Raw genomic sequence first — 6,253 nt, 5'->3', positions numbered from 1 at the left:
GTCCTATAGGACGTCAACGCTCGGACGTTGCGGGGTTGAGGACGTGCTGCGGGGTCAGCGCGTGGGCCGTCGGGCGCGGCGGGAATGCGTCGGGTGGCCGGGTCCGTTGGGGCGGATGTGACCAGTCGACTGTTCGAGCCCCTGACCCTTCGGGGCACCACCTTCCCCAACCGCATCTGGCTCGCGCCGATGTGCCAGTACTCCGCGGTCGACGGCGTACCGAATGACTGGCACCTCGTCCACCTGGGCGCGCGGGCGTCGGGCGGGTTCGGCCTGGTGATCGCCGAGGCGAGCGCCGTCGTGCCCGAGGGGCGCATCAGCGCCCAGGACACCGGCATCTGGTCCGACGAGCAGGCGGTCGCCTGGCGCCGGATCGTCGACTTCGTGCACGAGCGTGGGACGCTCGCCGGGATCCAGCTCGCCCACGCCGGCCGCAAGGCCTCGACGCATGGTCCCTGGTCCGGCGGCACCGGCTCGCTGCCGGTGCCCGACGGCGGCTGGCCGACCGTCGCGCCGTCGGACTCCGCCTTCCCCGGCTACCGGGCGCCGGTCGCGATGACCACTGCGCAGATCGCGGAGCTGCCGGGCGCGTTCGCCGCGGCCGCGACCCGCGCGGACGCCGCGGGCTTCGACGTCGTGGAGCTGCACGCCGCGCACGGATACCTGCTGCACGAGTTCCTGTCGCCGCTGTCCAACGAGCGCACCGACGAGTACGGCGGCTCGCTCGAGAACCGGGCGCGCCTGCTGATCGAGGTCGTGGACGCCGTCCGCGCCGCCTGGCCGCAGGACAAGGCGCTGTTCGTGCGGTTCTCGGCGACGGACTGGGTGGACGGCGGGCTCACCGTCGCCGAGGTCACCGAGGTCGCGAAGGACCTCGCCGCGCACGGCGTCGACCTGGTGGACGTGTCCACCGGCGGCAACGCGCCGGCGGCCATCCCGATCGGGCCGGGCTACCAGGTGCCCGCCGCGCGCGCCGTGCGCGAGGGCTCGGGACTGCCCGTCGGCGCCGTCGGCCTCATCACCACCGCGCACCAGGCCGAGCAGATCTTGGTCGACGGCGCCGCCGACGTCGTGCTGCTGGCCCGCGCCGCCCTGCGCGACCCGATGTGGCCGCTGCGCGCGGCGCACGAGCTGGGCGTCGATCCCGACCGGGCGCCGTGGCCGAAGCAGTACACCAGGGGTGCCTGGCGCTAGCGGTCACCTCCGCCGTTCGCGATCGGGTGAGGAAGTAGCCGCCGGCGATCGCGAGGAACGGAACGCCGAACGCGATCGCCGCGATGGCCGGCCAGGGAGTGACGACCTGCCAGTCGAGATTCACGATCGCGTACCGGTACCGCTCCGCGAGGACCAGCACCCGGCCCGGCTTCCCCGGCGCGCCGCTTCGCCGGGACACGCGAACCGCTGCGACCGGGCCCAGGTAGCGTGCTCGAGTCCGGCATCCCATTTGAGTTGCGCCAGTGGTACCGTTTTTGAATGGATGGGTCGTATCCGGTGGTGATGGGCGACAGGGGCCGGTTGGTGGTCCCCGCCGCGGTGCGCGCCCGAGCGGGTTTCGAGGCCGGCGCGCCCCTGGTCCTGCTCGAGACGCCCGGCGGGATCGTGATCCTCACCCGCGCGCTCGCGCGTGCTCGCGTGGCTGCGGAGCTCGCGGGGGCGGATCTGGTGGGAGAGCTGCTGGCTGAGCGTCGCGCCGACGCGCGGGCCGAGGACACGAGCGCGTGAGTCTCGTGCTGGATGCCTCCGCATTGCTCGCCTTCCTGCGGGCGGAGCCCGGTGCGGACGTCGTGGAAGCGTGCCTTACGCAAGACCCGTGCTGTGCGGCCGTGAATTGGTCCGAGGTCGCCCAGAAGGTGCGCGCCACGGGCGCGGACTGGCCGCTGGCGCGGGCCCTGCTGCTCAGCTACGGGGTGCGAGTCGAGCCGAGCACCCTCGCGGACGCCGAGTGGGCCGCTGAGCGGTGGCGTCATGGGGAGGGCTTGTCGCTCGCAGATCGGTTCTGCCTGGCTCTCGCCGCACGCATGGACGCGCCGGTGTGGACCGCCGATACGGCGTGGGGCAGTGTGCCGCCCGTCCATCAGATCCGTTGAGCCAACGTTCGCGCCGCGCAGTCGATCATCGTTTCGGTGCCGCCGGCGCCTCGGGGTCAAGGGTGATGCCGGTCGGACCGGGCGCTGCCCGCCCAGCCGGCAACCACACAGCCATCATCGAGTTCCTTGTCGAGGACGTCGACGCTGCGTTCACTCGTCGGCTACCGCAACAGCCGCACCAGGATCGTTAGGTCGAGCTGAGCCCAGGCCCGATCGGCCGTGAGCACCTCGGCTGGGGTGCTGCGCACGCCAACGGCAAGACCACGCAGCTTCGAGGACGCTCACTCGGATGGATCAGGGCGAGGACGGCGGAGGTGTTACGTATTTCCGTTGCCCCGGCGCACTCCCGGATGGTGCACTGCGGTGCCAGCGCGACCGAGCAAGGAGAAATGACATGACCGAAGCATTCATGACCCGCCAGCAGGTGCTCATCACCTCGACCAAGGACATGTTGCTTCGTGAAATCACTCAATCTGGGAATTGTCGCGCACGTCGATGCCGGTAAGACGAGCCTGACCGAACGATTGCTCTACACCACCGGCGTCATCGACGAGGTCGGCAGCGTCGACGGTGGTAACACCCAGACCGACACCCTGGCGCTCGAGCAGCAGCGCGGGATCACCATCAGATCCGCTGTCGTGTCGTTCACCATCGACGACACCACCGTCAACCTCATCGACACCCCCGGCCACCCGGACTTCATCGCCGAGGTGGACCGGGTGCTCAGCCTGCTCGACGGCGCGGTGCTCGTCGTCTCCGCGGTGGAGGGCGTTCAGGCACAGACCCGCGTGCTCCTGCGGGCCCTGCAGCGGCTGCACATCCCGGCGCTGATCTTCGTGAACAAGATCGACCGCGCCGGCGCCACGCCGGAGGCCGTCTTCCGGCAGGTCCGCGACCGGCTGGCCCCGGTCGCGATCTCGATGGGCACCGTTAGCGAGCCGGGGATCCGGCGCGCCGCGTTCGTGCCGCACGGCCGGGCCGACGCCGATCTCGCCCGCCAGACCCGGGCGGGGCTCGCCTGTCCGGTGTTCTTCGGGTCGGCGATCACCGGCGCGGGCCTCGAGGAGCTGGTGGCCGGCGTCGCCGAGCTCCTGCCGACGACCGACGGCGACGTCGACGGTGCCGTCTCGGGCACGGTGTTCAAGGTCGAGCGCGGTGCGGCAGGAGAGAAGGTCGCGTACGTCGCCCTGGTCTCCGGGTCGATCCGGGTCCGGGACCGGTTGCGACTCGTCGGCCGGGACGAGGCCAAGGTCACGGCGATCCGGGTCTTCGCCGCCGGCGCCGCCGTCGCGCGCGCCTGCGTGGTCGCCGGTCAGATCGCGAAGGTGTGGGGCCTGGCGCCGGTGCAGGTCGGGGATGTGATCGGGGTACCGCCCGCGGGCTCGGCCGCCCAGCACTTCTCCCGGCCGACCCTGGAGACGGTCGTCGACCCCTGCCGCCCGCATGAGCGGGGCGCCCTGCACGCCGCGCTGACCCAGCTCGCCGAGCAGGACCCGCTGATCGACCTGCGTCAGGACGACGTCCGCCGCGAGCTCTCGCTCTCGCTGTACGGCGAGGTGCAGAAGGAGGTCGTCCAGGCGACGCTGGCCGACGACTACGGCGTCGACGTCACCTTCCGCACGACCACCACCATCTGCGTAGAACGCCTGGTCGGCTCGGGCACGGCCACGGAGCTCCTCGGGGTGGAACCCAACCCGTTCCTCGCCACGGTCGGGCTCCGTCTCGACCCTGCGCCGGTCGGCAGCGGCATCGAGTTCCGCCTCGAGGTGGAGCGCGGCTCGATGCCACCGGCGTTCTTCCTCGCCGTCGAGCAGACCGTCGCGGAAACCCTGCGGCAGGGGCTGCACGGGTGGGAGATCACCGACTGCACGGTCACGATGACGCATTCGGGGTACGCGGCGAGGCAGAGTCATTCCCACGGGAGCTTCGACGCGAGCATGTCCAGCACCGCCGGCGACTTCCGCAACCTCACGCCGCTGGTCCTGACGAGCGCGCTGCAGCAGGCCGGCACGGTGGTCACCGAACCGATCCATCGCTTCGAGCTCGAGATCCCGGCCGAGACGCTCGGCGCCACGCTGCGCGCGCTGGCTCAGGTGCGAGGCGTGCCGCTGGGCACCGAGCCGCAGGGCTCCTCGTTCCTGCTCCGCGGCGACATCCCCGCCGCGCGGGTGCACGACCTCCGACGGCTGCTCCCGACCCTCACTCGCGGCGAAGGTGTCCTGGTCAGTGCGTTCGCGCACTATCGCCCGGTCAGCGGTCCGGTTCTCGAGCGACCCAGGACGGACAACAACCCGCTCGACCGGCGCGGGTATCTGCTCCGGGTCCCCCGCTGACGGGCCCCGTACGACTTCGCGCACACCGCCGAGGCGGAGACGCGAGTCTTCAACAAGGAGGTCTGGACGCGACGAGAACAACTCCCGGGTCGGGCGGCGAGCGCCGTCGTGCGCCCCTACGGGTTGCTGCGCGCGGCCTTCTCGACCGCCGCCGCGACCACGCTCGTCACGTCCGGGTGGAACACGCTCGGCACGATGTAGGTCGCGTTGAGCTCCTCGTCGGTCACGACCGAGGCGAGCGCGGTCGCCGCGGCGAGCAGCATCGCCTCGTTGATCCGGTTGGAGCGCGCGTTCAGCAGCCCGCGGAAGACGCCCGGGAACGCGAGCACGTTGTTGATCTGGTTCGCGAAGTCCGACCGCCCCGTGCCGACGACGGCGGCGTGCTGCGCGGCCGCGACCGGGTCGACCTCGGCGCGCGGGTTGGCCATCGCGAACACGATCGAGTCGGGCGCCATCGTCGCGATGTCGTCGCCGTCGAGGATGTCCGGCGCCGAGACGCCGATGAACACGTCCATTCCCGCGATCGCACTCTTCAGGGTTCCGGTCACACCGCGCGGGTTCGTGTGCTCGGCGGTCCACGCCAGCTCCGGGGCGAGGCCGGGCCGCTCGGTGTGGATCACGCCCGCAATGTCGGCCACGACGACGTCGACCGCGCCCGCCGCCAGCAGCAGCTTGAGCACGGCGGTGCCCGCCGCCCCGGCGCCCGAGAGCAGGATCTTGGCCTCGGGCAGCTTCTTGCCCACGACCCGCAGCGCGTTGGTCAGCGCCGCGACGACGACGATCGCGGTGCCGTGCTGGTCGTCGTGGAAGACCGGGATGTCGAGCCGCTCGCGCAGGCGCCGCTCGATCTCGAAGCAGCGCGGCGCGGCGATGTCCTCAAGGTTGATGCCCGCGAACACCGGCGCGATCGCGACGACCGTCTCGACGATCTGGTCGACGTCGGTCGTGTCGAGCGCGATCGGGAAGGCGTCGATCCCGGCGAACCGCTTGAACAGCACCGCCTTGCCCTCCATGACGGGCAGCGCGGCGAGCGGGCCGATGTTCCCCAGGCCGAGCACCGCGGTGCCGTCGGTGACGACCGCGACGGTGTTGCGCTTGATGGTGAGCCGGCGGGCGTCCTCGGGGTTCGCCGCGATCGCCTCGCAGACGCGCGCGACCCCCGGGGTGTACGCCATGGACAGGTCGTCGCGGTTGCGCAGCGGGACCTTGGACTCGATCGAGAGCTTTCCGCCCAGGTGCAGCAGGAACGTGCGGTCGCTGACCCGGCCGACGACGACGCCCGGAAGCGCCTTCAGCGCGTCGGTGATGTCCTCCGCGTGCGCCTCGCCGCGGGTCGCGCACGTCACGTCGACGGTGATGCGCTCGTGGCCCGACGCGGTGACGTCGAGGGCGGTGACGATGCCGCCGGCGCGTTCGATCGCGGTCGTCAGCTCGCTGACGGCCGTGGGGCGAGCCTCGACCTCCAGCCGGGCGGTGATCGAAGAGGACACGCTCGGCGCTGAGGTCATGAGCCGAGTGTGCCATCGGGAGCGGGGTACTTGCCGCGTCGTCCAGCAACGCGACCCGGGGGAAGGAGGGGTGTCGAGCGGGGCTTTACGCTGGCGGGCGTGATCACCGACCCCCTCGCGCCGCTTGCCGAGCTCCCGGGGGTCGCCGACGCGGTCGCGCGGGCCCGGGCGGCCTGCGAGGAGCTGCGCTGGCACGAGGCGTTCCGGCGCCGCTGGCGTGAGGTCCGCGCCGAGGCGACCGTGCGGTCCGCCCGCGCGAGCGCTGCGCTCGAGGGCGCGCGGGTGCCGGTCGACGTGCTGCGCGACGCCGCCCGGGGTGCCGCGC

Annotated in this window: 5 protein-coding genes and 1 pseudogene; 5 read left to right on the top strand and 1 reads right to left on the bottom strand. The window is 72.0% G+C overall.

Translation table 11 applies throughout. From position 1 onward, the window contains the following. The first annotated feature begins 117 nt into the window (after nucleotides 1–117). The 4 genes from VIM26_RS21790 to VIM26_RS21775 all read left to right on the top strand — a co-directional run bounded on the left by VIM26_RS21790 (nucleotide 118) and on the right by VIM26_RS21775 (nucleotide 4,420). A complete protein-coding gene (locus VIM26_RS21790; protein WP_331955184.1) occupies nucleotides 118–1,194 on the top strand; it encodes an NADH:flavin oxidoreductase/NADH oxidase in 1,077 nt (358 codons plus the stop codon). Between the two features lie 279 nt (nucleotides 1,195–1,473). Continuing rightward, complete coding sequence (locus VIM26_RS21785) at nucleotides 1,474–1,722, top strand: AbrB/MazE/SpoVT family DNA-binding domain-containing protein (protein WP_331955182.1); 249 nt, start codon at nucleotides 1,474–1,476, stop codon at nucleotides 1,720–1,722. Beyond that, a complete protein-coding gene (locus VIM26_RS21780) occupies nucleotides 1,719–2,087 on the top strand; it encodes a type II toxin-antitoxin system VapC family toxin (protein ID WP_331955180.1) in 369 nt (122 codons plus the stop codon). The genes VIM26_RS21785 and VIM26_RS21780 overlap by 4 nt, the downstream gene beginning before the upstream one ends. A gap of 458 nt (nucleotides 2,088–2,545) precedes the next feature. Further along, the gene (locus VIM26_RS21775) at nucleotides 2,546–4,420 is read left to right on the top strand and encodes a translation factor GTPase family protein (RefSeq protein WP_331955178.1); all 1,875 of its coding nucleotides are present in this window, start codon (nucleotides 2,546–2,548) and stop codon (nucleotides 4,418–4,420) included. Nucleotides 4,421–4,536: 116 nt separating this feature from the next. On the opposite strand, the gene VIM26_RS21770 is transcribed toward VIM26_RS21775, so the two are convergent. Further along, nucleotides 4,537–5,928, bottom strand: coding sequence for an NAD-dependent malic enzyme (locus tag VIM26_RS21770; RefSeq protein ID WP_331955176.1), 1,392 nt, complete (start codon nucleotides 5,926–5,928; stop codon nucleotides 4,537–4,539). Between the two features lie 99 nt (nucleotides 5,929–6,027). Between VIM26_RS21770 and VIM26_RS21765 the strand changes: the two are divergent. Further along, nucleotides 6,028–6,253 (top strand): annotated as a pseudogene (locus VIM26_RS21765) (cell filamentation protein Fic); the annotation flags it as partial.

It is taken from the genome of Pengzhenrongella sp. (genome assembly GCF_036565025.1).
GTDB lineage: Bacteria > Actinomycetota > Actinomycetes > Actinomycetales > Cellulomonadaceae > Pengzhenrongella.
This window is presented reverse-complemented; position numbering and strand designations above follow the sequence as displayed.

What these genes read in the sequence shown, in the direction of transcription:
- VIM26_RS21770 (WP_331955176.1), bottom strand. Translation starts at nt 5,928, where the DNA reads ATGACCTCAGCGCCGAGCGTGTCCTCTTCGATCACCGCCCGGCTGGAG.
- VIM26_RS21785 (WP_331955182.1), top strand. Translation starts at nt 1,474, where the DNA reads ATGGATGGGTCGTATCCGGTGGTGATGGGCGACAGGGGCCGGTTGGTG.